The sequence below is a fragment of the Gaoshiqia sediminis genome (assembly GCF_025907915.1).
In the GTDB taxonomy this organism is placed as follows: domain Bacteria; phylum Bacteroidota; class Bacteroidia; order Bacteroidales; family Prolixibacteraceae; genus Gaoshiqia; species Gaoshiqia sediminis.
In genome coordinates this window covers 22,574-48,350 of record NZ_JAPAAF010000021.1, presented here as the reverse complement: position 1 = coordinate 48,350, position 25,777 = coordinate 22,574, and the positions used below count along the sequence as shown (strand labels likewise).

Genomic DNA, 25,777 nt, shown 5'->3' with positions numbered 1-25,777 from the left:
ATCAATCTTTGGCTGACATTTTTTATGGTGCTCGGTAGCCTTGCTTTATGGATGAGCGAGAAAAACCTTTTTTCAAAAAAAAAAGCTGCCCGTTTGGACAGCTTTGCACGGGAGGAGCGACTCGAACGCCCGACACCTGGTTTTGGAGACCAGTGCTCTACCAACTGAGCTACACCCGTGTTTCAATGCGAGTGCAAATATAGTAATTCCTTCCAAACTACCTAAAAATATTTTTGCTTTCTGAGGATTTTAAATCGGTCTGGATGCTTAAATTATTGAGGCTCACAGCAGGAAATCCATGAGTTTTTTTGTCGGTTTTCCAATCCGGGCATTTAATATTTCAGGATCAGGTCAATCAGGGTATCGTCGTGTTCCATGCCCATCTTTCTGCGCAAACGGTAACGATGGTTTTCCACGCCGCGCACCGAGATTCCCAGCAGTGGGGCTATTTCTTTCGATGAGAGGTTCATGCGTAGGTAAGCACACAGTCGCAAGTCTTTCCCGGTCAAGTCGGGGTAGTCGTCCTTTATTTTCTTCAGGAATTGCTCGTGTGCTTGTTCAAAGTTCGTTTCAAACAGTTGCCAGTCGTCGTGGCTGCTGATGTTTTGTTCAATTTTATCGGTGAGGTGGAGGTAATATTTGTCGGGGTAGCGCGAGCCCAGTTGTTCTTTCTGTTCGGCCACAATCCGTTTGAGATCAAGCAAAAATTCGTTCTTTTTTAGTATGGACATGGTGGAGTTGGCCAGTTCCCGGCTTTTGTGCGCAATCTCTGCATTTAGTTTTTCGTTGCGCAGACGGATCAGTTCCTGTTCGCGTTTTTCATGCTCTGCTTGTTCTTTTCGTTGTGTTTGCCTGATTCCCAGTGCCCTTACCCCGAGAATAAGAATGACCAGCAATACCAGGTAGCCGAACCGGACCAAGCGGGTTTGGTACCATGGCGGCAAAATTTCCAGGGTCAGCAGGTAGGGTTGACTTTCGTTGTTCCAGAGATCAACCGCTTTCACCTGCAATTCATAGGTGCCTGCAGGCAGGCGGTCAAAACGGAATACCGGCGACTCGGTTTTTGGGGACCATTCGGCATCAATTCCTTTCAGCCAGGCTTGGTAGAAGATGGGCGCATCTGTGAAATGAGGAAATGAACATCGTAGTTGGATATTGTTTTTACCGTAATCAACCTTCAAGTATTTATTCTTCGGCATTAAGAATGTCGGTTCATTTCGATTGTCGAAAAGTTGAAGTTCACGCAATTGTGGCGAATGATAGCGGATGGTTTGTACTGAATCCCTGGCAGCTGCATCCAACCAGGCAATCCCGTCTTCGAGGCACAGGATTGCCCGGGTTTCCGATACGGGGTAGATATTTTCGAACCCGTCCACCAAGGCATGGTTGCTGAACACCGTGTTGGGATAGGACTGGATGATTTCTACCTTGGAAGCAGTGATCCGGCACAACACGATGCTTTCGCTGGAGATGAGCCAATAGTGGTGATTCGGCGCTTCGATGATGCGGTGGCAGGCCGCATTTTTCCCAAGTCGATCGTTTAAAAGTGTATAAGGAATGATGGTGTCGTTCAGGTCGTCGTAGGTGAATAGTTTTTCTTCCGTCGTAAAAACAATCCGGTTTTCAACTTTGAACACATGCAGTGAATGGTCTTTCCCAAAAACCGATCCTTCGCCGTAATATTTTTGATGGATGACATTTTCCCATTCATCGTCAAGCTGTAGTTGGTATATGCCGCGGTGCATGTGGCTGGCCCAGATGTTCCCGAGGTGGTCGATTTCGACGAACCGGATCAGGTCGTAAAATCCGTTGATTAAATGGCTACAACCAATTTTTCCGTTTTCTTTAGTATAGGTTACCAGGTTGGAATAGGTACATTGAATGAGCCGGTCACCGTTTTTTGCATCCTGCCGAATGGCAAAACCACCTGAATTACGTGAAATTTGGATTGCTTCGCCGTTGCTGACCGAAAAAGTGCCCGCGTTATGGCCGGCAAGCAGTTGGTTTCCGATAACCCGGCAGTCCCAAATTTGTCCTTGCGTGCCGGGGAGCATCCGGTAGGTAGTTGTAGAGTCCGAAAGATCTTTCTCAAACAGGCCTTGGTTAGTGCCCAGGTAAAGCTTTTTCTGGTAGATGGCTGCCGAATATACTGCGCCAATATTGGGAATGGTTTCGAATACGAGGCCGGTTGGTGGAGCCGACGAAACAAAATCGATCCCGCTGTCGAGCGCCAGCCAGATGTTGTTGAACGGGTCGGTGGCAATCCCAAGGACAGTGTTGTTTTGCAAACCAGTTGAAACACCGACCTGGCTGAGGAACTTTCCGTGCCGGTCAAAGATCATGATCCCGTCAACGATGGTGCCCAAAATAAGCTCGCCATTTTTAGACAGGTGGGCCCGGTTAAGTTCGTTTTCCGCAAAATAGGCTGTCCATTCCGGGTTCCATTCCCTGATCGTTTGCCCGTCCCACACAGCAATACCATGCGATGCCGTGCCGATCATAAGTTGGTTGTCCTTATAAGGCAGCAGAAACCGGATGGTTTTATCTTTAAAAAACGGATCGGAAATATACAGCTTGGGTTGGTCGTTTTCAATGGTAAAAATTCCTTGGTCTTTAACGGCGATCAGGATTTGGTTGCCCACACGGTGCATGGTGTTGGTAAAGCCAGGCAAATCAACCGGAACAATGGTGTCGTGTTTGTATATGAACAGGCGGTTGAAGGAGTGGAAATAAATTTCATTGCGCAGGGAAGTAATGTTCCAGAATTCTTCATTCTTGGAGAACAGGTGCTGGATTTTGGGATTTAGCGAATTGTAGAACAAACGGCCAGTATTGTCGCGTTTCCAGAAACCCATTTCACGATAGCCACTGGTATAAATTATACTGTCATTCTCTGTAAAAACCGCACGGATGATGGTTTCGTTGGGTAAGCGGTGCAATTGCCAGTTTGTTCCGTCAAATTCCAATAACCCGTTGTGGTTGGCAAAATACATCAAATCGTCTTTTCCCGCTGCCACACCCCAGTTTTGGCTGGCTGCCCCGTAAGCGGTTTTGCCAAAGTTTTTTATTCCGGGTACCCGGTTGGCAGCTATTCCAGTTGGCGCCAGCAGGTGAATAAGAAGCATGAAGGTGAGCACTGTTTGTGTCCCGATTTTCCCCAACATAAGCAAATTCCGGTTTTTAGTCTGCCATTAAATGGTTTCTCCGGACCGTTTTGCCCGGGTTCAATGCAAAGGAACTATTTTTTAAAAAGGAACTTGTCCACCGATCTCGATATATTTCAACAAACATGTTATAGAATATATAGTTAAAAAATCATTTCCATACAATTTTTCGTATTAGCTAAATACTTGCAGGTCAATTTTATAAAGAAATTTTTACTCTTTTTGATGAGGTAACGGTGAGGTGGAATCGCAGCTTCACGTTCGATGGAGAATCAGTGATGTAGGCAAATTTTTCACTTCCGGTTACGGTGTCTTTACATTCGTGCAAACTGATTCTAAAAATTGAACTATGAAAAAATTAACCATTCTGTTTCTACTTTTTTTATCGGTTACCCTTGTCTCCGCTCAACAAAAAAATGTTGTTACGGGTACAGTAACCGATGAGGCCAGCGGCGCTCCCATTCCGGGTGTAAGCATTGTCATTAAAGGCACAACCGTTGGGACAATCACCGATTTTGACGGTAATTATTCAATCGAAGCGGAAGGAAACCAAATTTTGGTTTTCAGCTTTGTTGGTTTAACCACCCAGGAAGTTGCCATCAGCAACCGGGCCAAAATTAATGTGTCGTTGGCCGAATCCACCGAATTTGTGGATGAAATTGTGGTGGTTGGTTATGGACAGTTGAAGGTGAAAGACCTGACTTCATCCATTGCCACCCTCAAATCGGAGGAACTGGTAAAAACCCCTGCAGGACAGGCCATGCAGGCTCTGCAAGGAAAAGTGGCCGGCGTACAAATTGTCAGCGCTGGTGCACCGGGTGGTGAACCTACTGTCCGAATCCGGGGGATTGGCTCGTTTCCTGGTAGCAGTAATTCAAGCCCTCTTTATGTTGTTGACGGGATGTATTTCGATAATATCGACTTCCTGAATCCATCCGATATTGAAACCTTGTCTGTTTTAAAGGATGCATCAGCCGCAGCAATTTACGGGGTAAGGGCTGCCAACGGGGTTGTGTTGATTACCACCAAAAAAGGATCGCTTAATTCCAAAACGACCATAACTTACGAAGGTTATTATGGCGTTCAGGTTCCACAAAATGTCATGAAAATGGCAAATGCCGAACAGTTTGTGAACTACGTGAACTAAACAGGGGATCCTGCTGATATTAGTTTTGTTGCAAATGCCATGCAGCGTTACGGCCGAAGCCGGATTAATCCGAACGTACCGGATGTAAATACTGACTGGTATGCTCAAATTATGAAATCGCATGCCACTCAGCAAAATCATTCCCTGTCTGTTCTGGGGGGCAATGACAAGACATCTTACTCTTTAGGCATGAGTTATTTTGATCAGGAAGGACTTTTGGAAGCCAAAAACTCCTACAAGAGAATGAATCTCAGAGCTTCTATCGACCACCAGGCAAACAGTTGGCTAAAAACTGGGGTTAATTTTAATGTGAGCAACGGAACGCGCTATATTGCCGACGATGCCGCCTGGTTTGAAGCTTATCATGCCGTTCCGATCCTGCCGGTATACGATCAGGAGAACTATAACTACCTTTTAGCTCAGGGACAGACAAATGCAAGTAATTATGCAAGCGCCCAGCTTTTGGGTTATCGTGGTTCTCAAAACCCTTTCTTCCCGCTGGTATACAGGGATAACAGGCAGGACATCCGGAAAGTACTCAGCGGTATTTATGCCGAGCTCGAATTAATTCCGAATAAGCTGACATTTAAAACGAATTACAACCTTTCCATGATGTTTTTGAAAGGCAGAAATGTTGGATTACCTTATTACGCGACTAATCAAACCAACAGGCTCCTATCAACTATCAGTTCATCAAGAACCACAGATGTGAACCAGTTCTGGGACAACACGTTGAACTATAGCGACACTTTTGGGGACCATAACCTGACTGCCATGGTTGGTACATCCTACCGGGATGAATGGTACGATTACCTGGGTGCTTCAGCCGAGGATATCCCGGTCAATGAAAACGCTTGGTACATTGGTCAAACCAAATCCGAAGCATCCAAAAATGCTGATGATAATGCAGAGCGTCTTCATGGTATTTCTTATTTCGGACGGGTGTCTTACAACTATAAAAACAGGTACATTGCTTATGCAACAGTGCGTGTGGAAGGAACCCAGAAATACCAGGAAACCTGGGGAACATTTCCTGCCTTTGGCCTTGGTTGGGTGGTATCGGAAGAAGACTTCTTCCCGGATGTAGATCTGATCAATTACCTTAAAATACGAGGTGGTTGGGGAAAACTTGGAAACGATAAAATTGCACGCCAGGATGGTGCCAACACAACGAACCCGGTTTTTCTGGCAATTGACGATACACAGGTAGACGGAACCAAAACAACCAGCACGTTTGGGTATTTGGGTTGGGAAACTGTAACCGGAACGAATATCGGATTAAATGCTGAAATGTTTAACAATCGTCTGAGCATTGAGGCCGATTATTTTGTACGCGATACCGAAGATGCTGCTATCCCGGTTAGCCTCAAATTACAAGCGGGCAGTGTACTTCGAAATGTAGGGATCATCCGAAACTCCGGTTTTGAAATGGTGGGCTCATGGAAAGGAAAAATCAACAACGATCTGAAATATACGGTTGGTGCGAACATATCAACACTTAAAAATGAAGTGCGCGACCTGTACGGGCAGACCTATATCGATGGAGGTCAGGCCGAATTTCGGCAAAGGTCGCAGGTTGGAGAGCCCTTGCTGTCGTTCTTTGGATACGAGGTAGCTGGTGTGTACCAGAACCAGGCTGAAATTAATTCAGATCCGGTGGCTGCGGCAAACGGCCTTATTCCCGGTGATTTCAAATTCATAGACCAACAAAGAGAAGGGGAAGAAGGGCATGGTGTAATCGATGATGATGATAAAGTTTTCCTGGGTTCATACATTCCCACCCTCACTTACGGTGGTTTTGTTGGGCTTTCCTACAAAAACTTTGAATTCTCCATGAACATCATGGGACAATCCGGCAATAAAATCCTCAACCGGAAACGGGGCGAAATTATCTGGACCAACGATACCAATTTCGATGCTGATCTGGCTACAGGTTTGTGGAATGGTGAAGGAACGTCAAATAAATATCCCTCTGCAGCAGGCTTAAGAAAAGGTTGGAACCAGAATTTCAGCGATTACTTTTTGGAGGATGGCGCTTTCTTCCGAATTCAGAACATTCAACTTGCCTATAATATTAAAGGTGAAAAACTGATTGGCCCGGGAATGCCTGATGCCAGAATTTATGTCACGGCTGAAAAACCGTTAACTCTGTTCAAATATAACGGCTTTTCACCTGAAGTTCCGGATGGTATCGATCGTCAGTTTTACCCGGTCCCTGCCGTATATACAATTGGTATAAGTCTTAAATTCTAAATACATAAAGACATGAAAATAAAACATTTAATAACATATTTCGCGCCAGTGTTTTTCAGCGGGGTGCTTCTTATTTCGGTCATTGGATGTACCGATAAGCTGGATTTGCCTTTTGAGGATGTAGCCTTTACCAGCGATGTTGATTACACGAAAGGAGAGGATATGATATTGCCTCTTTTAGGCGCCTACGAAGGATTATATACTCGTGGTTGGGAGGATCCGGTAACACTGGGTATCCGTGGCGACGATGTCAATGCCGCCGGCGACCAGGCGCCGATGCAGGAACAAGATGCGTTCAATTACCTCCCAAGCCACTGGAATCTCAATTCCATATGGCAAAATCATTACAACGATATCATCAACGCTTTTACAGCAATGGATGAAATCGAGAAATATCGTGCTGCCGCGGGCAATGATGCGTTGGCCAATCAGTACATTGCAGAATGCCGTACAATAAGGGCATATCTGTATTTAAACATGGCAAAAGCATTCGGAAAAATTATTGTCATCGATCAACTTGACAATATTCAAAGTACACCAGCCAGCAGTAAAGTAGAAGTCATGCAGTACATAGTCGATGAAATGGATGAAGTGATCCCTCTTTTGCCGGATATGAATCCAAACAAGCGAAGCGATATTCAGGGAGGAATTACCCGTTACACGGCTTATGCTCTACAGGCTTTGGCATACCAGGAAATGGAAGACTACCAGGGGGCCGCAACTGCAGCCGCAGCAATCATCAGTTCCGGTGAATACCAATTGTCTGATGATTTCTACCATTTATTCAAGAAAGCAGGAAAATTGGATGATGAAATCATACTTGAATTCCAATATTCTGACTTTAATTCCGGAACCGGGGATCGGTTTGGTCATTTGTTTGCTCCCTTTGGACTCCAATGGACTCCGGCCAGAGCCGGTGCAGGTGGTGGATGGAATTTTTATGAACCCACCAAGAAGTATATCAAGTTTATGCTGGATAGGGGCGAAACTGTTCGGCTTGAAACATCTGTCCATTGGACACCCGACGGTATAACTGAAATTCAAGATGAATGGGGGACATTGCCTGCTTGGATTACCAATACGAACCGGGAAGGGGACGTTTTCATCAACAATGCTCGAAAAAAGTGGGGAGCCGGAAAGTGGATTCAACCATCAACAGAATTGATAGAAGGAAGAACAGATCCTGGAAGTAATAAAAACATGATTGTAATTCGTTATGCTGAAATTCTTCTGGTATATGCAGAAGCCTTAACCAGGGGAGCAAGCAGCAATATTTCGATGACTGCTGATCAGGCAGTAAACCTGGTACGCACAAGGGCAGGCCTTAATAGTCTGAGTGGTGTGACAACACAGATTGTGCTGAATGAAAAACTTGCAGAATTGGGCACGGAATGGGATATCCGGTTTTATGACATGGTACGAACAGGAAACACCGCTGAACTGAGCCACGAAGGAAAAACCTTTACGATGAACAAGGCATATTTTCCAATACCGGCGCCTCAACTTGCTGAGTTACCGCAATTGGCAGAAGGAATTAACGAATAAAACCAATGAAAATGAAGACATATTATAACCTGATAATATTTGTACTGAGCTTGCTTTTACTCAGTGCATGTGAGCAAAACTACATCGATGGGATATCAAAGGTCGATCCGGGGGCCGATGAATCGGCGCCGCAAATAAAGGTGAATTTCCCGCCAGAGGGATATGAACTGCAAACCAATGATGCCGTTGCATCCATCAACTTTGATTTCGAAGTTCGGGACGATATCGAAATTGCGTCAATTTCGCTGAAAGTTGATGGCACTGAAATTACCAGTTACTCCACTTTTAAGGATTACCGGGTAGCCATGGAAAAATACATGTATGACAACGTTATAACCGGCTCACATGTATTTTCAGTTGTTGCAACGGACATTGATGGAAAAACAACAACCAAAAATGTGAATTTTACCAAGGCGCCGCCGTATGTGCCTCAATACGATGGCGAGATATTTTATATGCCGTTTAATAACGAATTCAAGGATATGGTCAGTCTCTCTGACGCAACAGTTGTTGGTTCGCCAGGTTTTGGTACTGGTATCCAGGGAGGTCCCGGTTATCTGGGGGCAGCCAATTCATATCTTACATTCCCCTCAGCCGCGCTTGCTACGGGTGATGAATTCAGTGCCAGCTTTTGGTTAAAAATAGATGCATCTGACACTAGGGCTGGGATTCTTTCTATTTCACCTGCTACGCCAACCGGTCCGTCTGATAAGCCCAGTGGCTTTGGTTTTATCCGGGAAAACAGTGGAGCCAATCAGAAATTTTTACTGCTGGTAGGAAACGGCACCAATGCATCCTGGTTTAACCCGGGAGATCCTGCCACCATCGACCCAACTGTTCGGAATGGATGGATCCATTTCGCAATATCAATTTCCGCATCTGAGGTTGCATTCTATATGGATGGTGTTCAGGTGAGCCAGGGAGCATTTACCGGAATTGACTGGACAGGAGTTGGTGATCTGTCCATCATGTCGGGTGATCCCAACTTTTCTGGTTGGAACCATAAAGTTGAAAAAGGAGGAATGGACGAACTGAGATTGTTTAATAAAGCACTTACCCAGGAAGAAGTCCAAACCATTATGCTGAAAGAACAGGCGAGTTTTTATATGGACTTTGACGGCGATTACGAAGAGGCCTTAAGTGGCGATGAAGCAACTGCTGTCGGCACACCTGGCTTTGCATTTGGAGGAGGTATTTCAGGCGATGCTTACCAAGGGGCTACAGATTCATATTTGACGTTTCCTTCAGCAGGGCTTGCCACCGGCAGTGAATTCAGTGCCAGCTTCTGGTTGAAAATTGATGCAACTGATACTCGTGCAGGCATTTTGGCCATTGCGCCAGCTTCACCCACCAGCCCGTCGGATAAGCCCAGTGGCTTTGGCTTTATCCGCGAAAACAGTGGTACCAATCAGAAATTCTTACTGCTGGTAGGAAACGGCACTAATGCATCCTGGTTTAATCCGGGAGATCCGGCTACCATTGACCCAACTGTTCAAACAGGCTGGATTCACTTCGCTATTTCGATTGCTGCAACAGAGGCCGCGTTTTACATGGACGGGGTACAGGTTAGCCAGGGCGCATTTACAGGTATCGACTGGACTGATGTTGGCGACTTGTCAATCATGTCCGGTGATCCAAACTTCTCCGGGTGGAACCATAAAACGGAGCGTGGGCAAATGGATGATCTGTATTTGTTCCATAAAGCGCTAACTCCTGCTGAAGTGACTCTTTTAAGAAACACCGGGTTATAGTCGTAACGTATCGTTTTGTCAAAATAACCCCTCCGCATTTGGGCGGAGGGGCTTTTGTCCTGATTAATCAGTTGTTGAGTAAGTCGTTAATTCTCATCTTAATAAATAATTCATGCGATATTCTTTGTTAGTGCCACTTTTTTCCATGCTTCTTTTGGCTTCGTGCGGAAAGGATGATCCCGAGCCGGACCAAACGCCGGAGAAACTTGGCATCACCTACGTGTATGTAGGCTCAACGGCCTTGTCGGCAGGTGGTACGAGTGAGAATGTGGCACTGAACGAACCTGTTGAAATCAAGTTCGATAAAGCGGTGAATACTGCTTCGGCCCAGCAAAACATTCGGCTGCAGGATGCCAACAATCAGGAAGTTGCTGTTACGTTTACCTTTTTCAGCGAAAACCAGTTGGTTAAGCTGACGCACGACCAGCTTGCTGAAGGGGCTATGTACACATTGAAAGTATTAGGCGGGCTCAAAGGTGAAAACAACGAAACATTCGACGGGCAAACCTTCAATTTTGAAACAATGATATCGCCGTTGTTTATGGAGGCAGTCTTGATCGATGACTCATCGGTTAATCCGCTCAGCCGGATTCAGAATATTTCCCGCAATCCTCAAATTACGTTACAGTTCAGTTCGCAGGTTTTAAAAGATGATATTGCGCTTTATTCTGATTTCAGCAGTGGTACTGTTGCTATTGATTTCAGTCTTAACCAGGTTGATGAGCGCACGATTTCAGTATCGGCCAATCAAACGTTGGCAGGACTGGCAAAGTATCGTTTCACGATTTCTTCGAACCTTGAAAATCGAATCGGGAAACCTTTTGCCGGACTGGACTTGAATTTTTATACCGAAGTGGATCCGGCGCCGAAGTTTCCGCTTATCAGCGATGACGAGCTTCTAACAAAAGTGCAAGAGCAAACTTTCAGGTATTTCTGGGACTTTGGTCATCCGGTTAGCGGTTTGGCCCGTGAACGCAACACTTCCGGCGAAACCGTGACTATCGGAGGTTCCGGCTTTGGCGTGATGGCCATTCTTGTTGGGATCGAACGTGGGTTTATCACCCGGGCCGAAGGTGTTGATCGGCTGAAAACCATGGTTGATTTCCTGGGAAAAGCTGACCGTTTTCATGGCGCCTGGTCGCATTGGCTCAACGGCAGCACCGGGAAAGCCCTGCCTTTCAGTCAGAAAGACAATGGCGGCGACTTGGTCGAAACGTCATTCATGGCAGCCGGTTTGCTGGCTGCCCGTCAATATCTGAACCCTGCAAATACAGCAGAGAATCTGTTGATCGGCAAGATCGATGAACTCTGGAAATCCATCGAATGGGACTGGTATACTCAGGGAAGACAGAATGTTTTGTATTGGCACTGGTCGCCCGACTATGGCTGGGATATGAACATGAAAATTCAGGGCTATAACGAAGCGCTGATAACCTACATCATGGCGGCTTCTTCCACAACTCATTCTGTATCGGCTGATGTGTATCATCAGGGATGGGCGCGTAACGGATCGATTGAAAATGGCAAGGAATTCTACGGGATCAGGTTGCCGGTTGGTTACGACTATGGCGGCCCTTTATTTTTTGCTCATTATTCATTTTTAGGAATTGACCCGCGCGACCTGTCCGATCAATATGCCGATTACTGGGAGCAGAACCGCAATCATAGCCTGATTAACCGGGGTTATTGCATAGAAAATAACCAGCAATATGTTGGCTACAGTGCCGAATGCTGGGGCTTGACTGCCAGCGATAATCACCAGGGGTATTCTGCCCATTCGCCAACAAACGATCTGGGGGTGATTACGCCAACTGCTGCATTGTCTTCCATGCCGTTCACACCCGAGGAATCACTGGATGCCCTGAGGTTTTTCTATTATCAGTTGGGCGACCGGCTATGGGGAGAATATGGTTTTTACGATGCCTTTAATCTTACCGAGAGTTGGACCGCCAGCTCATTTCTGGCCATTGACCAGGGACCCATTGTCGTGATGATTGAGAACTACCGTTCGCAACTGATCTGGAATTTGCTCATGAGTCACCCGGATGTACAGAACGGATTAAAAAGACTGGGCTTTTCAAGCCCTCATCTAAAATAAGAAAACGATGCGCTATTCACAGATAATTCTTATCCCTCTTTATGTTTTGCTTATATCGTGTTCAAATGAAAAGCATATGGCAAGATTTATCATTGTTCCCGACACGCAGACATACCTGGAATCGTACCCCGAGGTAATGGAAAATCAATTCGAATGGATCGCAAAACAGAAGAATGTTGATTTTATAATCCATCTGGGCGACGTGACCCAGGATAACCGGGAAGTGGAATGGTATGTTGCCCAAAAGAATTTCGATAAACTGAAAGTACCGTACGCGATTGCCTTGGGAAATCATGACATGGGCAGTAAACCGGGGGTGTTTGCCGATACGCGGCAAAGTACGCTGGCCAATAAATATTTTCCGGTGGGCCCGGCTGATTCTGCTTTTTGTTTTGAAAAAGGAAAGATGGACAATCGCTACCATTTACTGAAAGCCGGAAAAACCGATTGGTTGGTATTATCGTTGGCTTTCGGCCCGAGTGATGAGGTGTTGGAATGGGCAAACCAGGTGGTTGGTGAGAATAGGGATAAAAAAATCATTCTGAACACCCATGCCTATCTGTATCTTGATAGTACCCGAATGGGCGGTGACGACTGGTGGAGGCCACAGGCATACGGCATCGGGAAAGATACCGCCGACACCGTGAATGACGGCGAGCAAATTTGGGAAAAACTGGTATCAAAGCATCCCAATTTTGTGGCCGTTTTTAGCGGGCATGTTTTGAAAACAGGAACCGGCTTGCTGATAAGCGAAGGCAAGCAGGGGAATCAGGTCGTCCAAATACTAACCAACTATCAAAGAGGGGTTGACAATATCGAGCGGGGCGGAAATGGCTACTTGCGAATTGTTGAATTCAATGCAAAAAATGAAACATTGGATGTGAAAACATTTTCCACATGGGAAGAGAAATTTCATCCGGAAGCTGCCCATCATTATACAATCGATCTTAAAACAGGAAATGTAAATTAAAAAAAAAATGAAAAAAATAGTTGCCTATTTATTTATTACGTTGTTTGCAGGAATGCTCTTCACTTCGTGCGACGGCAATCAGAAAAAAACGGAAACAGCAAAGAATTTATCGGATAATACCCTGTTGGATACAATTCAATATCAAACTTTTCAGTATTTCTGGGAGGGTGCGGAACCCGTTTCCGGGATGGCCCGGGAACGGATCCACCTGGATGGCATCTATCCGCAGAACGATCAGGACGTGGTTACGCTCGGGGGCTCCGGCTTTGGCGTGATGGCGATTTTGGTTGGCATTGAGCGTGGTTTTATCACCCGCGAACAGGGCGTGGAGCGCTTTCGGAAAATCGTGGATTTTCTTGCAGCAGCCGACCGTTTCCACGGGGCCTGGCCACATTGGCTGGATGGACCTACAGGTAAAGTCAAACCCTTTAGCCGGAAAGATGACGGAGGCGATTTGGTCGAAACAGCTTTCATGATCCAGGGATTGCTAACGGTTGCCGGGTATTTCGAAAACGGTAACGAGGCCGAACAGCAGTTGGTGGCCGACATCGACAAACTTTGGCGCGAAGTGGAGTGGAATTGGTACACCAAAGGGGGCGAAGAAGTGCTGTACTGGCACTGGTCGCCAAATTATGGCTGGGAGATGAACTTCCCCGTCGGCGGTTACAACGAATGCCTGATTATGTATATCCTCGCGGCTGCCTCGCCAACCTACCCGATAGAGCCAAGCGTATATCACAAAGGCTGGGCACGCGACGGGGAAATCGCCAACGACACGGTTTATTACGGATTAAACACGGTGCTCGATTTTTACGAACACAGCGACGATCCTACCGGCCCTTTGTTTTGGGCGCATTATTCTTACCTCGGGTTGAACCCGAAAGGGCTGTCGGATCAATATGCCGATTATTGGATGCTAAACCGGAATCATGCATTGATCCATTACAAATATGCGCTCGACAATCCGAAAGGCTTTGAAGGTTATGGCGAAAAACAATGGGGATTGACGTCTAGCTATTCGACGAACGGTTATGCAGGTCATCATCCGGGCGATGCCGATTTGGGGGTCATTTCACCAACGGCTGCCCTGTCTTCCTTTCCTTACACACCAACTGAATCCATGCAATTTCTTCGCTACCTCTATACCGAAGCCGATTCGCTGGTTGGGAAATATGGTCCTTATGATGCGTACAGCAATACCTCAAAATGGTATCTTCCGCGTTACCTCGCCATCGACCAGGGCCCGATCCCGGTGATGATTGAAAATTATCGCAGTGGTTTGCTTTGGAATTTATTCATGCAAAATGAAGATGTTAAACGGGGGCTGGAACAGTTAGGATTTCAATTTTAACAGGAATGATCAATTTTCTGTCTGACTAAAAATCATTGAAATGAAACAAACGCTATTCTTTTTTTTCATGTTGGTATTGGTGCTCTTTTCTGGAGAGAATCTTCGGGCACAGCCGACGAAAATGAAAACCTATTGCAACCCTATCGATATTGATTACACGTACATGTCGCAATACCGGGCCAACTTTAATGTTTCCTACCGATCCGGGGCCGATCCGGCAGTGGTCAATTTCAACGGCAAATATTACATGTTTGTTACCCGCTCGCATGGTTATTGGGTGTCAAACGATATGAGTGACTGGAAATTCACCCGGCCGCAAAGCTGGTATTTTAATGGGAGCAATGCCCCTGCAGCGGCGGTGAAAGACGGGAAAATATTGGTTTATGGAGATCCTTCCGGAAGAGGCGCCATCATCGAGACCGACAATCCTGAATTGGGAGACTGGAAAACCAATTTTGCGGTATTGAACCCTCCGGGTGGGATTCAGGACCCGGACATTTTTGTGGACGACGACGGCAGGGTCTATCTGTATGAAGAGTCATCCAACAAGTGGCCAATCCGGGGGGTAGAATTAGATGCGGAAAATTATTACATCCCGAAAGGCCAGCAGGTTGATTTGTTCCATCTCGCCCCGGAAAATCATGGTTGGGAGCGGTTTGGACAAGATCATAACTCCGACATTGATCCTTTTATCGAAGGCCCCTGGATGGTAAAACACAACGGCATGTACTATCTGGAGTACGGGGCGCCCGGAACCCAATGGAACGTTTATGCCGACGGCGTTTATACCAGCAAGAACCCGTTGGGGCCTTTTGAGTATGCCCCGTATAATCCGATTTCATATAAGCCGGGTGGCTTTCTGAAAGGATCGGGGCACGGAAGCACCGTGAAAGATAACAACGATAATTACTGGCATTTCTCGACCATGGCCATTTCGGTTAACTACAAATTCGAGAGGCGGATTGCTATGTATCCGGCCGGTTTCGAGGAAGATGGGCAGATGTACGTCAATACGGCGTATGGCGATTATCCTCATTATTTGCCTGATACAGAAGTTGAGGATCACAAACACCGTTTTACAGGTTGGATGTTGCTATCAAAAGACAAAAAGGTAACGACCAATTCGGTGCTGACTGGTGTAAAGCGCAATGTGGTTGATGAACACGAGGAAGGTTACATGCTGGACCAGGAAAAACCTGACTATTCTGTTGGCATGATCAACGATGAAAATATCCGGACCTTATGGGTGGCCGAAAACAATAGTGACTCGCTTTTCGTGGAAATTGATTTGGGCCGGGAGATGACCGTAAATGCTGTTCAGGTTAATTTTCAGGATTTCAATGCCGAAATATTTGGTAAGCCGGATATCCTGAGGCAACAGTTTGTTATTGAAACTTCGCTTGATGGCAAAAAATGGGAAACGGCTATCGACTATTCCGACAATCAAAGAGATCGGCCACATGCCTTTATCGAGCTGCAAGAGCCTTTTCTGGCAAGGTATGTCAAATACAGGAATGTCTATTTTCCGAATAAGTATCTGGCTGTCGGGGAGCTTCGTGTGTTTGGAAACGGCAATGGAAAAGCGCCTGAAAGTCCGGAATCATTCCAGGCCATTCGGCAGGCAGATGAGCGCAATGCCGACCTGACATGGAAAGCCGTTGACGGGGCGATGGGCTATGTGCTGTATTGGGGGATTTCTGAGAACCGGATGAATAACTCGGTGATGATTTACGACCGGAATAGTTACGAATTACGTGCATTGAATAAAGGACAGGGCTATTTCTTTGCCGTGGAAGCATTCAATGAAAATGGTATTTCAAAACGATCGAAAACTGTAAAAGTTGAATAAAAGGAGGAGATTATGAGAACGATGTTGTTGATTGGGGCGATTGCCTTGTTCCTGGTTTCGTGTGGACAGAAACCCAAAGAAACCGAGATGGACAGGTATATTAATAATTTGATGGCAGAAATGACCTTGCAGGAAAAAATTGGTCAGATGAACTTGATTACGCCGGGTGGGGGAATCCCCACCGGAGCAGCAGTAAGTTCCGATGTAGAGGCCAAAATAAAAGCCGGAAAAGTGGGCGGTGTGTTTGGGGTAAGCGGGCCCGAAAAGGTTAGGCAGGCCCAGGATTTGGCAGTAAAGGAAAGCCGATTGGGAATTCCGCTGCTTTTTGGGTCGGATGTCATTCATGGTTATAAAACAACGTTCCCGATTCCGTTGGGTCTGTCGTGCAGCTGGGATATGGAGCTGATTGAAAAAACAGCCCGGATAGCTGCCGTTGAGGCTACTGCCGACGGTATTTTCTGGAACTTTTCGCCCATGGTTGACATTGCCCGCGATCCGCGTTGGGGACGGATTGCTGAAGGAGCAGGCGAAGACCCATATCTCGGCTCCGAAATTGCCAAAGCAATGGTGATAGGGTATCAGGGCGACGACCTGACTGCCCCGAACACCATGATGGCCACCGTAAAACATTTTGCCTTATATGGCGCCTCCGAAGCCGGACGCGATTACCATACCACCGATATGAGCCGCCTGCGTATGTTCAACGAATATTTGCCGCCTTACAAGGCCGCTATCGATGCAGAAGTAGGTTGTGTCATGTCGTCGTTTAACGATGTGGACGGCATCCCGGCCTCGGGCAACAAATGGCTGCTCACCGATTTGCTCCGCAATCAGTGGGGCTTCGATGGCTTTGTGGTTTCCGATTATACTTCTGTGAATGAAATGATCGATCATGGCCTGGGTGATTTGCAAACCGTTTCGGCTTTGGCGCTGAAAGCCGGACTTGATATGGACATGGTGGGCGAAGGTTTTCTGACCACCCTGGAAAAATCGCTGGAAGAAGGCAAGGTTTCCGAGGCCGACATCAATACGGCTTGTCGCCGGATACTGGAAGCCAAATACAAACTGGGCCTGTTCGATGATCCGTACCGGTATATCGATGAAAACCGGGCAAAAACTGAAATACTGAGTCTGGCCCATCGGGAACTTGCCCGTCAGGCAGCGGCCCAATCATTCGTGTTGCTGAAAAATGAAAAGCAAGTGTTGCCGCTGAAAAAGGCTGGCACCATCGCGCTGGTAGGCCCCTTGGCCGATAGTAAAAACAATATGCTTGGTACCTGGGCGCCTACAGGCGATCCGCAACTTTCAGTTCCGGTGTTGGAAGGGATGCAAAATGTTGCCGGCACCGATGTGAAACTGCTGTACGCAAAAGGTGCAAATATTTCGGACGATCCTGAGTTTGCCCGGAAAGTGAATGTTTTCGGTCCTCGTATCGAAATTGACGAGCGTTCGCCCGAGGATATGCTGAAAGAAGCGGTAGTCATTGCCCAAAAGGCAGATGTGGTGGTTGCTGTGATTGGCGAAGCTACCGAAATGAGCGGCGAATCGTCAAGCCGGTCGGACATCACCATTCCCGAACCGCAGAAGAAGTTATTACGGGCATTGGCGAAAACAGGGAAACCGCTTGTTTTGGTGCTGATGTCCGGACGACCTCTGGCTTTGGAAGAAGAAAACCAACTGGCCGATGCCATCCTGCTGACTTGGCACCCCGGCGTTGAGGCCGGAAATGCCATTGCCGACGTGTTGTTCGGGGCATACAATCCTTCGGGAAAACTAACGGCCACCTTCCCTCGAAACGTAGGGCAGATACCCATCTATTACAACCATAAAAATACCGGTAGACCTAATCCCGGCGACGAATTTCAAAAATTCCGCTCAAACTACCTGGATGTTCCCAATTCGCCTTTATACCCGTTTGGTTACGGGTTGAGCTATACTAGGTTCGAGTATAAAGATCTAACCGTCAGTAAAGAAACCATCACTCTGGATGAATCCCTGGAGGTTACGGTGGATGTAACCAACACAGGCAATTACGACGGGGCCGAAGTGGTGCAGTTGTATGTGCGCGATGTGGTTGGTTCTGTTTCTCGCCCGTTGAAGGAATTGAAAGCTTTCCAAAAAGTGTTCATCCCGAAAGGCGAAACGAAGAGGGTTTCGTTTAAGCTTTCGGTTGCCGATTTAAGCTTTTACCGGAATGATTTGAGCTTTGGAGCCGAACCGGGTCAATTTATGGTTTTTGTGGGCAGCAACTCGGATACGGAAGACTTTGAAGAGTTCACACTGAAATAATAAAAAACTGGTGAAGTCGCTGAAAATGGCAGCTTGATCGGATTAGTGAAATGTTGCTATTCGATTTTTTTGGAGAATGTACTTAAAAACAGGTTGAGATTTTTTCATTTCTGTCATTTTCAGTTACTTTCATACTAACCTAAAACTAAATCAAAGAAGATGCAAAGTTACGGAAAATCAGTTTCAGCGATTGGCATGGCAGCGGTGGCTTTATTTTCATGTACTGCCAAAGAACAGCAGGATAGGCGTCCAAATATTGTGTTTATCATGAGCGATGATCATGCGTATCAGGCTATCAGTGCATACAGTAACCGACTGATCGAAACACCCAACATCGACCGGTTGGCCAAAGAAGGGATGTTATTTACCAATGCCTGTGTTACCAACTCGATTTGTGCCCCTTCGCGAGCAACCATCTTAACCGGAAAGCACACGCATATTCATGGCAAAATCGATAACAATTTCCCGTTCGACACAACCAATGTAACCTTTCCCCAGTTGCTGCACCGGGCCGGATATCAAACCGCCATGTTTGGTAAGTTGCATTTCGGCAACAACCCGAAGGGATTTGACGAGTTTATGATTTTGCCCGACCAAGGCGATTATTACAACCCCGATTTCATCACCAATCGGGGCGACACTGCAATAACGGGTTATGTTACCGACATTATCACCGATTTAACGCTGGATTGGATGAAAAACCGCCGAAAAAAGGAGCAGCCCTTTCTGCTGATGTACCTCCAGAAGGCGCCGCACCGTGAATGGATACCGGCAGAGAGGCATTATCGCGAGTTTACAAAAAAAACCTTTCCCGAGCCCGAAACTTTGTTTGATAACTACGAGGGCCGCGGAACGGCTGCAAAAACTGCCGAGATGAACCTGCTGCACCACATGACCATTTCGGCCGATAATAAAATTTATCCCGAGGTGGCAGAGGAGTTGGGTATCCGGGAAGCCTCTAATTGGGGGAAGAATGTGTTTTTGCAGAAATACAAGCGCTTAAACGAGGCGCAAAAAGAACAGTACGATGAGGTTTACGGCCCCATCAATGAAGCGTTTAAAAAGGCCTATCCGGCGTTGAATGATGAAGACCTGATGAGGTGGAAATACCAGCGTTACATGCAGGATTATTTGGCTTGCATTGCTGCAGTTGACGAAAATGTTGGTCGTGTGCTGGATTACCTGGATGAAAATGGGTTGCGGGAAAATACCATCGTGGTTTACACCTCAGACCAGGGATTTTATCTGGGAGAGCACGGGTGGTTTGATAAACGGTTCATTTACGACGAGTCGTTTAAAACTCCGTTGCTGGTTCGCTGGCCCGAAAAAATAGAAGCCGGTTCAACATCGGATGAAATGGTGCAAAACCTCGATTTTGCCCAAACATTTTTGGAGGCGGCCGGACTTCCCCAGCCAGCTGATATGCAGGGCGAAAGTTTGGTGCCATTACTGGAAGGCAAATCGGAACAATGGACTCGCGATGCCGTTTATTATCATTATTACGAATATCCGGGATTTCACATGGTGAAACGCCATTACGGAATAGTGACTACCGAGTATAAATTGGCCCACTTTTATTACGATGTGGATGAATGGGAGCTGTACGACCGTAAAAACGATCCGTTTGAGTTGAACAATGTGTATAGCGACCCGGCTTATGCCGCCGTAGTGGATAAATTGAAAGATCAATTGGCTGAACTTCGTGTCAAATACAAAGATTCGGAAGAACTCGATCAGCGGTTCATTCAAAAATATAAAGAACGGGGGCTGATTAAGTAACGTTTTTCAGATCGTGAGATTTGTCCGATATGATGCTGGGTAATTATACCCGGAAAAACAGCTTCGAAAAAATTTGGAAAGTGGTCATAAGATCACTTTTTTTGTAAACCATATTTCCTTTAATTAGAGACAAATTTTGAAACCATGACCGTCGATCTGTTTATACCTTGTTTTATCGATCAGATTTATCCGCAAACTGCATTCAATGTTATTAAGTTATTGAAGAAGGCCGGAGTTGAAGCCGAATATAATCCGGAGCAAACCTGTTGCGGGCAACCGGCTTACAACAGTGGTTATTGGGACGAAACCAAAAGCCTGGCCCGCAAGTTTATCGGCGATTTTCAAGGTGATCGGTTGATTGTCAGTCCTTCGGCTTCGTGCACCGGCTTCATCAAAAATTACTATTCGGATCTTTTTAAACCCGAAGATTTGGAATACGAAGCACATCTTCACCTGAAGAACCGTTTGGTTGAACTGACCGACTTTCTGGTGAATAAAATTAATTTCACCGATTTTGGCGCCAGTTTCCCGCATAAAGTTTGCTACCACGATGCCTGCACGGCGCTGCGCGAATACGGCATCCGTCGCGAACCCCGTCTTCTGTTGTCGAAAGTTGATGGGCTGGAACTGATTGAGATGGAAGATACAGAAACCTGCTGCGGGTTTGGAGGCACTTTTTCGGCCAAATTTAAATCCATTTCTTCCGCTATGACCGAGCAGAAAGTCGAAAAAGCTCTGAATACGGGTGCGGAGTTTATCATCTCCACCGAAGCCTCCTGTCTGATGAATATCGAAGGTTACGTAAATAAACATAAACTCCCCATTAAACCAATCCATATTGCCGACATCCTGGCACACGGCTGGGAATAAATTAGAATTTATTAACAAACTTTTCCCGAACCCCTTCGTAAACTTTATTCCCATGTTGAAACAAGACATGGGAGTGATCATGTTTGTCTATTTGAAAACTCGGCGATCGGGAATTGAAAATTTCCGGATTTTTTGAGTGAACTGCATGTGTTGATTTTTGCTTGTATTTAGTTGATTTCGAAAGGATTTTATTATGATGAAAACGCAGGACGACTCAAGAAAGACTTCCACGGTGAATTTGCACCACGTGCACTATTTACGAACGGGCAATACCACCATGCACAAACCTTTTGCAAGTCAAAAGGGAATTCATTGTGTAGGTGATAAATTTGGCTATGTAGTTGATTGGCAGGTTTCTGAAAAGAAGCGGGAACAAATTTTGGCCAAGTAATTTTTACCATCTGTAAAATACCAAAACGCCCTTAAGAAACCAGTATTGGTTAATTGATTGTGTATCAAAGCAAGTGGAAGTGTCCATGTTGCTGTTTCGTTACATGAAACAGCAGCAAAGAGGGAGGTATTATGTTTTTCTGAAGTTAAATGGTTGAATATAAGTGTTTGTTATTTAATCTGATGGCGTTGTTTTTTACCGCACGTGAGAATGGGTAACAAGGCGAAAGAAAACACTTCTTCATGTATGTATGCTTTTCTGACTTTTCATGGAATTGTGCGCATAACGACTTTGCTGTCTTGGTATTAAGCGAGTATTCTATTGCGTTTGCCTATTGAATTTCTCTTTTTAGAAAACCAATTTTTTTTTAATCTTCCAGGTATAAAACTGATGACGTAACGAAAGATGAATAATAATCCTGCCATGAAGGTGCTCATGTTTGGATGGGAGTTCCCACCCAATATTTCCGGTGGTTTAGGAACAGCCTGTTATGGACTTACCAAGAGTTTATCTGCACATGAAGGATTAGATATCACGTTTGTAGTACCCAAAGTATATGGTGATGAAGCACAAACCAGCATTCACTTACTGGGAGCAAATCAAGTTGATCTGATAAGAAATAGCTTGAGGCTTGAACGATCATCCTTGCCAATTACACGGTACAGTGTGAAATCGTTGCTGGTACCCTATGTCGATCCGGAAGTATATCCTTATCAAACTGCTTTTTCGGTTGAAGGGAATTCCGGACAAGTGGCCTCCGAAAACGCCCGGCAAATTAATTTTACCGGTCAATACGGTCCTAGCCTGATGACCGAAATCCGGAACTTTGCTACAGTTGGCGAATATATTGCCGGTCAAAACGGATTCGATCTGATTCATGCGCATGATTGGCTTACTTTTCCTGCTGGCATAGCTGCAAAAAAGAGAACGGGAAAACCGCTGATTGTTCACGTGCATGCCACCGATTTTGACCGCAGTGGCGGAAAGGTTAATCCACAGGTATTTCAGATTGAAAAAGAAGGCATGGAGCAAGCAGATTGCATCATTTGTGTCAGTAATCGTACCCGCGATCAAATAATCGGGAAATATTCGATTTCACCTTCCAAAACCTGTACGGTCCACAATGGCGTTGAGAAAGCGCCCTTTGAACATTTACCGGCTCCAAAAACTAATTTTTCGAACAAGGTGGTTACCTTTCTGGGACGGATCACCCTTCAAAAAGGTCCGGAATATTTCGTTCGGGTGGCAGAGCTGGTATTAAGCAAAATGAAGAACGTGTGGTTTGTAATGGCAGGGAGTGGCGATCAGTTTCCTGAAATGGTTCGAAAAGTGGCACGGGCCGGTATTGCCAGCAGGTTTTTGTTTACCGGCTTTCTAAAGGGCGAGGATGTTTATCGTTTGCTGAAATGTACCGATGTTTTCGTGATGCCGTCGGTTTCCGAACCTTTCGGTATTTGTCCGTTAGAAGCTATGCAGTTGGGGGTTCCGGTCATTATATCTAAGCAGTCAGGGGTGGCTGAGGTGATTAAGCATTCCATTAAAATTGATTTTTGGGATGTTCACGCGATGGCCGATGCTATTCATGGTATTCTTTCTCATCCATCTTTGTTTTCGATGATGGCAAAAAACGGGCAGATGGAAGCGCAGCGAATCTGTTGGGAGGATGCTGCCGGAAAAATTCATGCACTTTATCGTCAGTTGCTCCAAACGGGTTGATGAAGGAGCAAAAAAAAACCGCCACAGCGGGCGGTTAAAAAGTTTTTTCGTTACTATCCAAGATATGTTTTCAACAATTTACTTCTGGATGTATGCCGCAATCTGCGGATAGCTTTTTCTTTTATCTGGCGAACCCTTTCGCGGGTCAGCCCAAATCTTTCTCCAATTTCTTCCAGGGTCATCTCCTGGCAGCCAATTCCAAAGAACATCCTGATGATGTCACTTTCTCTTTCGGTAAGGGTAGCGAGAGCGCGTTCAATTTCCCGTGCAAGCGATTCCATCATCAAGCTGCGGTCAGCGTTGGGGGAATCGTTATTGACAAGTACGTCGAGGAGGCTGTTGTCTTCGCCTTCCACAAAGGGGGCGTCCACCGAAATATGGCGTCCGGATACCCGAAGTGTGTCAGCAACTTTCTCCGCTGGCAATTCAAGTGATTCGGCCAATTCCTCAGGAGAAGGCTTGCGCTCGTTTTCTTGTTCGAACTTAGAGTAAGCTTTGTTGATTTTGTTCAACGAACCTACCTGGTTAAGCGGTAACCGAACAATACGCGACTGCTCTGCAAGCGCCTGAAGGATGGATTGACGGATCCACCACACTGCATAGGAAATAAATTTGAACCCGCGGGTCTCGTCAAATTTCTCTGCTGCTTTAATCAGTCCCAGGTTGCCTTCGTTTATCAAGTCGGGCAAACTTAATCCTTGGTTTTGGTACTGTTTGGCCACAGAAACAACGAAACGCAGGTTAGCACGGGTCAGTTTTTCCAAAGCAGCCTGATCACCTTTTTTGATGCGTTGCGCCAATTCAACTTCCTCTTCAACGGTGATAAGTTCTTCTTTGCCAATCTCTTGCAGATACTTGTCCAAAGAGGCACTCTCACGGTTGGTAATAGATTTTGTAATCTTTAATTGTCTCATATACCCTTCTAAAAAAATCGTGCAAATATAGACTTTCGAAGTCAATTATTCAAAATAAAAAGCTGCATTGGGAAAACTGTATCAATTTGTTAATTTTCAGTAAACATGAATTAATTTTCTGAAGAAAAAACGAAATAGGCGCGTTCCCCGCTGGGATAAACCCCTTCAATCAAAATGCCCCCCTCAGCTTTCTTTACTATTCGTATCAAATCATTAACCGCGCTCACAGCTTGCTTGTTCACGTGGGTAATGATAAATCCCTTCTTAAGACCGGCATCTTTCAATTTACCATCTTTTAAATCAGCAATTTTTACTCCATGGCCAATGCGAAGGTTATATCGCTCGTTTTCTGAAACATTGTCAAATTTGGCACCCAGGAATTCGTCCTCGCTGGCGGTAAGAATTTCCGTATCTCCGTGCATGTTACGGAGGGTTACATTATAGGGTTTCGGTTTGTTATCCCTTTTTATCAGAACTTTTACCACATCGCCGGGGCGGTGTTTGCTAATCTGTTCTTGTAATTCAGCTGTTGAATTAACCGGGATGTCGTTGATACTGATAATAACATCATCAGCCTTCAGACCGGCTTTCTCTGCTGCACTTCCTTCATTCACACCGCGAATAAGAACTCCTTCAATTTTATCCAGGTTGAACTCCTTCATTTTCTCAGCAGTCACTTCACTGATTGTTACTCCCAGTAAGGCACGCTGTACCTGTCCGTATTGTTTCAGGTCGGCAACCACTTTTTCAACAATGCTCGAGGGAATGGCAAATGAATAGCCGGTGTACGAACCGGTCTGGGAGGCGATGGCAGTATTGATGCCAACCAGCTCGCCGTTCATATTCACCAATGCCCCGCCGCTGTTGCCCGGGTTTACGGCAGCATCGGTTTGTATAAAGGCTTCGATGCTCATGTCGGCCCGGTTGATACCGATGTTTCTGCTTTTGGCGCTCACAATCCCGGCGGTGACCGTTGAGGTTAGGTTGAACGGGTTTCCTACTGCCAGTAGCCATTCACCGAGTTTTAAAGCGTCTGAATTGCCAAATTTCAGCGCAGGCAATTCTTTTTCATCAATCTTTAACAGGGCCAAGTCGGTGGTATTATCTTTCCCGATCAGTTGGGCGCTGAATTCGCGTTTGTCGTTCAAAACCACTTTAATCTCGTCGGCATCATCAATTACATGGTTATTAGTAACAATGTAGCCATCAGGCGAAATGATGACGCCGGAGCCGGAACCTTGCTTTATTTGAGGTTGTTGCCGTTGATAACGGTCGCCGTAAAAGAAGTCGAAAAACGGATTACTATAGATCGTTACGTCCTGTGTCGAAATCACTTTTACGTGGACTACGGCATGCACCGTGCTTCCTGCCGCATAGGTCAGGTCGGGAACTTCTCCCTGTGGTGCCGACGGCAGGCTGGCATATTGCACGGCTTGTCGTTCGTCTATCGTAACGATCTGTGGTTTTTCAAAAAAACGGGTATATGCCCAAACTGCAAGTAAGGCACTTCCGATTGCAATAATCATGGTTAAGCTCAAATTTCTTAAATTCTTCATGGCATGATATTTTTTTGAGTTGTCAATTATTGTTTTGGATGGTAAAAATAACGCATAAAAAGTGCCAGTGTTTCTTCTGTTTATCATTCATTTATCATGTTTAACATGTTTTAACAGGTGAAGCGCCCGTCAAT

At 45.8% G+C, this 25,777-nt stretch carries 16 protein-coding genes and 1 tRNA gene; 13 read left to right on the top strand and 4 right to left on the bottom strand.

Features of this window, described 5'->3' with window-relative positions:
* Positions 1-106: 106 nt before the first annotated feature.
* Positions 107-179: transfer RNA gene (locus N2K84_RS13490), tRNA-Trp, on the bottom strand.
* A gap of 153 nt (positions 180-332) precedes the next feature.
* On the bottom strand, positions 333-3,164 hold the full coding sequence (locus N2K84_RS13485) for a helix-turn-helix and ligand-binding sensor domain-containing protein (protein WP_282592345.1): 2,832 nt from the start codon (positions 3,162-3,164) through the stop codon (positions 333-335).
* A gap of 349 nt (positions 3,165-3,513) precedes the next feature.
* On the opposite strand from N2K84_RS13485, the gene N2K84_RS13480 reads away from it, so the two are divergent.
* The 13 genes from N2K84_RS13480 to N2K84_RS13420 all read left to right on the top strand — a co-directional run bounded on the left by N2K84_RS13480 (position 3,514) and on the right by N2K84_RS13420 (position 23,173).
* On the top strand, positions 3,514-4,311 hold the full coding sequence (locus N2K84_RS13480; RefSeq protein WP_282592344.1) for a carboxypeptidase-like regulatory domain-containing protein: 798 nt from the start codon (positions 3,514-3,516) through the stop codon (positions 4,309-4,311).
* 39 nt (positions 4,312-4,350) lie between these two features.
* Positions 4,351-6,564 carry a SusC/RagA family TonB-linked outer membrane protein gene (locus tag N2K84_RS13475; protein WP_282592343.1) on the top strand — a complete coding sequence of 738 codons (2,214 nt, stop codon included), beginning with the start codon at positions 4,351-4,353 and terminating at the stop codon, positions 6,562-6,564.
* A 12-nt stretch (positions 6,565-6,576) separates the two neighbouring features.
* Positions 6,577-8,109: a RagB/SusD family nutrient uptake outer membrane protein gene (locus N2K84_RS13470; RefSeq protein WP_282592342.1), complete on the top strand. Its 1,533-nt coding sequence runs from the start codon at positions 6,577-6,579 to the stop codon at positions 8,107-8,109.
* An 11-nt stretch (positions 8,110-8,120) separates the two neighbouring features.
* The gene (locus N2K84_RS13465) at positions 8,121-9,860 is read left to right on the top strand and encodes a LamG domain-containing protein (RefSeq protein ID WP_282592341.1); all 1,740 of its coding nucleotides are present in this window, start codon (positions 8,121-8,123) and stop codon (positions 9,858-9,860) included.
* Between the two features lie 112 nt (positions 9,861-9,972).
* Positions 9,973-11,958: a glucoamylase family protein gene (locus N2K84_RS13460; protein WP_282592340.1), complete on the top strand. Its 1,986-nt coding sequence runs from the start codon at positions 9,973-9,975 to the stop codon at positions 11,956-11,958.
* Positions 11,959-12,034: 76 nt separating this feature from the next.
* Positions 12,035-12,928 carry a metallophosphoesterase gene (locus N2K84_RS13455; protein WP_282592339.1) on the top strand — a complete coding sequence of 298 codons (894 nt, stop codon included), beginning with the start codon at positions 12,035-12,037 and terminating at the stop codon, positions 12,926-12,928.
* 7 nt (positions 12,929-12,935) lie between these two features.
* Positions 12,936-14,279: a glucoamylase family protein gene (locus tag N2K84_RS13450; RefSeq protein WP_282592338.1), complete on the top strand. Its 1,344-nt coding sequence runs from the start codon at positions 12,936-12,938 to the stop codon at positions 14,277-14,279.
* Between the two features lie 40 nt (positions 14,280-14,319).
* Complete coding sequence (locus N2K84_RS13445) at positions 14,320-16,128, top strand: family 43 glycosylhydrolase (protein WP_282592337.1); 1,809 nt, start codon at positions 14,320-14,322, stop codon at positions 16,126-16,128.
* Between the two features lie 12 nt (positions 16,129-16,140).
* On the top strand, positions 16,141-18,417 hold the full coding sequence (gene bglX, locus N2K84_RS13440; protein WP_282592336.1) for a beta-glucosidase BglX: 2,277 nt from the start codon (positions 16,141-16,143) through the stop codon (positions 18,415-18,417).
* A gap of 195 nt (positions 18,418-18,612) precedes the next feature.
* The gene (locus N2K84_RS13435) at positions 18,613-20,196 is read left to right on the top strand and encodes a sulfatase family protein (protein ID WP_428221990.1); all 1,584 of its coding nucleotides are present in this window, start codon (positions 18,613-18,615) and stop codon (positions 20,194-20,196) included.
* Between the two features lie 144 nt (positions 20,197-20,340).
* Positions 20,341-21,066, top strand: coding sequence for a (Fe-S)-binding protein (locus tag N2K84_RS13430; RefSeq protein WP_282592334.1), 726 nt, complete (start codon positions 20,341-20,343; stop codon positions 21,064-21,066).
* 193 nt (positions 21,067-21,259) lie between these two features.
* Positions 21,260-21,457 carry a hypothetical protein gene (locus tag N2K84_RS13425; RefSeq protein WP_282592333.1) on the top strand — a complete coding sequence of 66 codons (198 nt, stop codon included), beginning with the start codon at positions 21,260-21,262 and terminating at the stop codon, positions 21,455-21,457.
* Between the two features lie 405 nt (positions 21,458-21,862).
* Positions 21,863-23,173 carry a glycosyltransferase family 4 protein gene (locus tag N2K84_RS13420; RefSeq protein WP_282592332.1) on the top strand — a complete coding sequence of 437 codons (1,311 nt, stop codon included), beginning with the start codon at positions 21,863-21,865 and terminating at the stop codon, positions 23,171-23,173.
* Positions 23,174-23,226: 53 nt separating this feature from the next.
* Here N2K84_RS13420 and N2K84_RS13415 read toward each other — a convergent pair whose 3' ends face one another.
* Positions 23,227-24,087, bottom strand: a complete 861-nt coding sequence (locus N2K84_RS13415; protein WP_282592331.1) for a sigma-70 family RNA polymerase sigma factor — start codon at positions 24,085-24,087, stop codon at positions 23,227-23,229.
* Positions 24,088-24,197: 110 nt separating this feature from the next.
* Positions 24,198-25,643, bottom strand: coding sequence for a Do family serine endopeptidase (locus N2K84_RS13410; RefSeq protein WP_282592330.1), 1,446 nt, complete (start codon positions 25,641-25,643; stop codon positions 24,198-24,200).
* Between the last annotated feature and the right edge of the window lie 134 nt (positions 25,644-25,777).

Bases quoted from the DNA above. Each gene is read 5' to 3' on its own strand.
- bglX (WP_282592336.1), top strand. From the start codon at position 16,141: ATGAGAACGATGTTGTTGATTGGGGCGATTGCCTTGTTCCTGGTTTCG.
- N2K84_RS13475 (WP_282592343.1), top strand. From the start codon at position 4,351: ATGCAGCGTTACGGCCGAAGCCGGATTAATCCGAACGTACCGGATGTA.
- N2K84_RS13430 (WP_282592334.1), top strand. From the start codon at position 20,341: ATGACCGTCGATCTGTTTATACCTTGTTTTATCGATCAGATTTATCCG.
- N2K84_RS13410 (WP_282592330.1), bottom strand. From the start codon at position 25,643: ATGAAGAATTTAAGAAATTTGAGCTTAACCATGATTATTGCAATCGGA.
- N2K84_RS13480 (WP_282592344.1), top strand. From the start codon at position 3,514: ATGAAAAAATTAACCATTCTGTTTCTACTTTTTTTATCGGTTACCCTT.
- N2K84_RS13425 (WP_282592333.1), top strand. From the start codon at position 21,260: ATGATGAAAACGCAGGACGACTCAAGAAAGACTTCCACGGTGAATTTG.
- N2K84_RS13455 (WP_282592339.1), top strand. From the start codon at position 12,035: ATGGCAAGATTTATCATTGTTCCCGACACGCAGACATACCTGGAATCG.
- N2K84_RS13445 (WP_282592337.1), top strand. From the start codon at position 14,320: ATGAAACAAACGCTATTCTTTTTTTTCATGTTGGTATTGGTGCTCTTT.
- N2K84_RS13460 (WP_282592340.1), top strand. From the start codon at position 9,973: ATGCGATATTCTTTGTTAGTGCCACTTTTTTCCATGCTTCTTTTGGCT.
- N2K84_RS13465 (WP_282592341.1), top strand. From the start codon at position 8,121: ATGAAGACATATTATAACCTGATAATATTTGTACTGAGCTTGCTTTTA.
- N2K84_RS13450 (WP_282592338.1), top strand. From the start codon at position 12,936: ATGAAAAAAATAGTTGCCTATTTATTTATTACGTTGTTTGCAGGAATG.
- N2K84_RS13470 (WP_282592342.1), top strand. From the start codon at position 6,577: ATGAAAATAAAACATTTAATAACATATTTCGCGCCAGTGTTTTTCAGC.
- N2K84_RS13485 (WP_282592345.1), bottom strand. From the start codon at position 3,164: ATGTTGGGGAAAATCGGGACACAAACAGTGCTCACCTTCATGCTTCTT.
- N2K84_RS13415 (WP_282592331.1), bottom strand. From the start codon at position 24,087: ATGAGACAATTAAAGATTACAAAATCTATTACCAACCGTGAGAGTGCC.
- N2K84_RS13420 (WP_282592332.1), top strand. From the start codon at position 21,863: ATGAATAATAATCCTGCCATGAAGGTGCTCATGTTTGGATGGGAGTTC.
- N2K84_RS13435 (WP_428221990.1), top strand. From the start codon at position 18,613: ATGGCAGCGGTGGCTTTATTTTCATGTACTGCCAAAGAACAGCAGGAT.